4 protein-coding genes are annotated in these 4815 nt (G+C 46.0%); 1 reads left to right on the top strand and 3 read right to left on the bottom strand.

Annotated features, from left to right (window positions below):
- The 3 genes from ACR0P9_RS07730 to ACR0P9_RS07720 form a co-directional block, all read right to left on the bottom strand.
- The coding region (locus ACR0P9_RS07730; protein WP_432618909.1) for an ABC transporter ATP-binding protein at positions 1 to 1079 on the bottom strand (1079 nt) is incomplete at its 3' end.
- A 3-nt stretch (positions 1080 to 1082) separates the two neighbouring features.
- Positions 1083 to 2819, bottom strand: a complete 1737-nt coding sequence (locus ACR0P9_RS07725) for an ABC transporter ATP-binding protein (protein ID WP_432618907.1) — start codon at positions 2817 to 2819, stop codon at positions 1083 to 1085.
- A 33-nt stretch (positions 2820 to 2852) separates the two neighbouring features.
- Positions 2853 to 3284 carry a MarR family winged helix-turn-helix transcriptional regulator gene (locus tag ACR0P9_RS07720; RefSeq protein ID WP_432618905.1) on the bottom strand — a complete coding sequence of 144 codons (432 nt, stop codon included), beginning with the start codon at positions 3282 to 3284 and terminating at the stop codon, positions 2853 to 2855.
- Between the two features lie 368 nt (positions 3285 to 3652).
- Here ACR0P9_RS07720 and ACR0P9_RS07715 point away from each other — a divergent pair.
- Positions 3653 to 4815: NYN domain-containing protein (locus ACR0P9_RS07715; RefSeq protein ID WP_432618903.1), on the top strand; the 1163-nt coding region annotated here is incomplete at its 3' end.

Below are 4815 nucleotides of genomic sequence, written 5' to 3'. Positions count from 1 at the left end.
TTGACCAGATGCACATAGCCGTCATCTTCTTCGGATACCTGATCAATCAGTTCAAAGACGCGGCCTGCGCCCGCCAGACCCATAGCAATCATAGACACCTGCATGGACGCCTGACCAATGGTCTGCGACAGCTGGCGCGTCATGCTGAGGAAAGAAATGATAATGCCAAGCGTGATGGTGTCCACACCGGTCAAGCTGACATTCGGTGCGTGCAAAACAACCAGTGTACCGCCGAGCACTGCCAGCAGTACATACATCAAGTTGCCCAAATTGTTCAGAATCGGCATGAGCACATTGCCGTACTGGTTTGCCTTTTCGCCGTCACGAAACAGCTTTTCATTGAGCTTGACAAAATCCTGCTTGCTCTCTTCCTCATGGCAGAATACCTGCACAACCTTCTGACCGCTCATGATTTCTTCCACGAAGCCTTCCTCTGTTGCCAGAGAACGCTGCTGTGCCATCATGTACTTGGCACTGGCACCGCCAAACTTCTTAGAAATCGTCAGCATAACGCCGATAAAGATCAATACGAGAATGGTCAGCCATACACTGAAATACAGCATCATGCCAATCATCGCGAGGACTGACAGAACCGACTGCGTAAGCATCGGCAAGCTCTGACCAATCAGCATACGAATGGCATCGGTATCATTTGTATAGGTACTCATAATATCGCCGTGCGGATGCGTATCAAAGTATTTAATCGGCAGCGTTTCCATGCCGTTAAACATATCGTCACGCAGATTCTTCAGCGTACCCTGTGTGACCGTCGCCATAATGCGGTTGTAAATAAACGCTGCAACGACGCCAAGAATGTAAAATGCCATCATGGTCAGCAGGATATGCGTCAGCAAATTCTGTACCGCTCCCATGCCTGACGAAATACCCGGCACAATACATTCATCAATCAGACGCTGCAAAAATACTGTTGCCACAACAGAAGCCGCCGCGCTGATGACAATACAAATCATAACGACAATCAGTCGAAGACCGTAGTGCTGAAACAGATACCGGAACAGCCGACCGAATGTACCCTTTTTTACGGCAGGGCGTTTGCTTTTTTTGTTCTGCTTTGCCATTGGTTACGCCTCCTCTCTGCTTTTCGTCTGGGAATCATATACTTCGCGGTAAATACCACCCAGTGCTACCAACTCGTCATGCGTACCGCGCTCAACAATCTGACCGTCCTCCATGACAAAGATCTGATCGGCATCTTCTACGGATGAAATGCGCTGTGCGATGATAATCTTGGTGGTATCCGGAATTTCCTGTCGGAATGCCTTGCGAATCAGCGCATCGGTCTTGGTATCGACAGCCGAAGTCGAGTCATCCAAAATCAAAATCTTCGGCTTTTTGAGCAGCGCACGAGCAATACACAGGCGTTGCTTCTGACCGCCGGAGACATTGCTGCCGCCGCGTTCAATATATGTATCATATTTCTGCGGGAACTGCTGAATAAATTCATCCGCCTGTGCCAACCGGCAGACGCGTTCCAGCTCTGCATCACTGGCGTCCTTATCACCCCAGCGCAAATTCTCTTTAATCGTACCGGAAAACAAAATATTCTTTTGCAGCACCACAGCGACTTCACTGCGTAGAGACTCCAAATCGTACTCACGCACATCTACGCCGCCGACACGGACACTACCTTCCGTGGTATCATAAAGACGAGAAATCAACTGAATCAAAGAGGTCTTCGACGAACCGGTGCCGCCGATAATACCGATGGTCTTACCGGACGGAATATCAAAATTGATGTCGGACAGCGCATACTTTTTGCTCTTGTCCGAATAACGGAACGAAACATGGTCAAAAGAAATGCTGCCGTCATCCAGCGTAGTCTTGCCATGCTCCGGATTTTTCAGCACGCTCTCATGTCCCAGCACTTCGGTGATACGCTGTACCGGCTCTGCTGCCATCATACACATGACGAACACCATAGAGAACATCATCATAGATGCCAAAATCTGCACGCCATAGTTGATGAGCGAAGAAAGCTCGCCGGTTGTCAGTGCTGAGCCGTGCGAAGCGATGATGATATTGGCGCCAATCAAGCTGACGAGCAGCATACATGCGTAAATGCCAAACATCATAATCGGAGAGTTCAGTGCCAAAATCTTCTCTACATGCGTAAAATCACGGCGAACCGATTCCGACTGCGTGTAAAATTTTTCTCGTTCATAATCTTCACGAACAAAGGACTTTACTACGCGAATGCCGGAGATATTTTCCTGTACCGATTCATTCATGCGGTCGTATTTTTTAAAGATGCGCTTGAAAATCGGGAAAACATGCCATGCAATGCCCAGCAGTGCGCCGCCGATAATCGGAATCATGGCCAAGAAAATCAGCGAAATGCGCACGCTGATGGACATACCCATAATGACAGAGAAAATCAGCATCAACGGGGTGCGCACAGCGACACGGATAATCATCTGATACGCATTCTGTACATTCGTGACATCCGTTGTCATACGCGTCACCAAAGACGAGGACGAAAATTTGTCAATATCAGCGAAGGAAAATCCCTGAATCTTAAAAAATAAGTCCTGACGCAAGTTCTTCGCAAAACCACAAGATGCCGTTGCGGCATATTTGCCGGACAGCACGCCAAACAGCAGCGACAACATCGCCATAATTGCCAGTGCAATGCCGTATTTGATAATCGGCATCATGCTGTTTCCTGTCATGTTATCAATCATGCTCGCCATAACCAGCGGCAGCAAGCATTCCAGCATGACTTCCAGCGTGACAAACAGCGGTGACAGCAGTGAAGCACGTTTGTACTGACGGATGCTGCCCATTAACATTTTTATCATGGATCAATACTCCTTTCTACACGGTTCTTTTGGTTACAAAATTTGATACAGTCGGCCCAGCAAATGCATAAGCAGCTCTCGTTCAGACTGTCCCAGTGCTTGCGCAAGACGCTCTTCGGTCTCCAGACGTCCTTTTTTCAAGCTCTCCCGCGTCTGCCGCGCTTTTTCTGTCACGCAGACGATTTTATTTCTGCGATTGTTCTCGTCTATATGCGAGGTGACAAATCCGGCTTTTTCCAACCGAGATACCAAACCGACGATTGTCGGATGCGAGACGCCCAAATAGATCTCAATCTCTTTTTGCGTCGCACTGCCGCCGCACGCCAGTACAAAGTCCAGCACATGCACCTGCGAAAACGTCAATCCATGCTTGCGAAACGCCGCATCGGCATTTGCCCGCATTTTATCGCTGATTTGCTTGATGAGATAGTCCAAATCATCTGCACACAGCCCACAGTCACACATTCCTTCGCCTCCTAACTGTAGTATGCTACACATTCTATCACGATGATATATGCTTGTCAATATCAATTTCCCATATGTTTATTGAAAATCCATCTAAAATACGATACAATATCATTACAATGCTATTGTAAATTTTTCACGAAAGGAAGCTTCTTATGACACAAGATTTTGAAACTACCGTAGAACCTATATCTAATCCTATGCATCGCGAAAAAAGCTCTACCAGTACATATTCCGTTATTTCAACCATTGCTTTTTTAATCGGTGTCCCAGAGCATATTTTTGAAAATGTACATGAATCCCCGGATATAGAAATATATCAAAAATTAAAATTCAATCGCAACGCCTGCATCATCCGCGATCTATGTATGGTGCGAACCGCAATTATTCGCCACTTTAAACGCATCAATCAAGAGGTTTTTCACAATTATCGGTTGTTATCTTCCCTGAAAGAATACATCCCTGTAGAATGTATTCATGAACTGAGCAATTGGGGCATCAATCTATTAAAGAAAAATACACGCTTGGCTCAGTATATCGTTGACATCAACAAATATATCTCTGACCGAATCAATAACTGCAAAAATCTGTTTCCGCTTTGGCTGGAATGGAGATATGTCAAAGACATATTTATTATGCCGGACGGCTTGACAGAGCCGGGTACAAAACTGGCATCTGATACCTATTATGCATCGTTTGAATGCTATCCGTATCAAATGTACATCAATTGGGTTTTCTTCCAGAATGACGGAAATATTTTGTACAACGACAAGAAGTTTGTTACGCTTCTGTATCGCTGGCATGAGGACGATTTTTCCGACCTCAACAAGGTATCCAACGTGGACAATTCGGTAAAAAACAATATTTATGACTTTTTGTCTGAAAGCCGCGATACCGTCATTGTTGTTGACTGCGAAAACTCCGATCCCTACGATTTGTGTGCGACGCTCAACAATCTCGAAGATTATCTGCGCGATAAAATCTCGAAAATCATGTTGTTTGATGATGTACACACCTCTTCGGCTTGGAAGGTATTGCAGGAACACACAGATATTCCTATCGAACGCATCGAAGTTGCCCGACTGAAAGAAGATAAGTCTCTCGTTGACACCCATATGACCGCCAATGTCGTGCGCGAATTTTACGCCAATCATGTGGATTCGTTTGTTATCGTCGCCAGCGATTCGGATTATTGGAGCGTAATCAGCACGCTAAAAGAAGCACGCTTTCTCGTCATGGTCGAACACGAAAAATGCAGCGGCAAGCTCAAAGAAGCACTGGATGACAGCGGAATCTTTTACTGCTATATTGATGATTTTTATTCCGGCTCCGGCAAGGATATTAAATTGACCGCCATGTTGACGGAAATGAAGCAGTATCTGGCGCAACACATTGATTTAAATGTGACGGATATGATGGATCATCTGTACACCTCGACACGCGCTGTGATGTCAGACACAGAAAAGCATCAGTTCTATCAGAAATATGTGAAGTCTCTGTCCCTTGTCATCGGCGATGACGGCACAGTATC

Origin of the sequence: Butyricicoccus sp. (assembly GCF_050872565.1) — a bacterium.
Classification (GTDB): Bacteria; Bacillota; Clostridia; order Oscillospirales; family Butyricicoccaceae; genus Butyricicoccus_A.
This window is presented reverse-complemented; position numbering and strand designations above follow the sequence as displayed.

Excerpts from the sequence above, each read along its gene's own strand:
- ACR0P9_RS07725 (WP_432618907.1), bottom strand. The coding sequence starts at position 2,819 with ATGATAAAAATGTTAATGGGCAGCATCCGTCAGTACAAACGTGCTTCA.
- ACR0P9_RS07720 (WP_432618905.1), bottom strand. The coding sequence starts at position 3,284 with ATGTGTGACTGTGGGCTGTGTGCAGATGATTTGGACTATCTCATCAAG.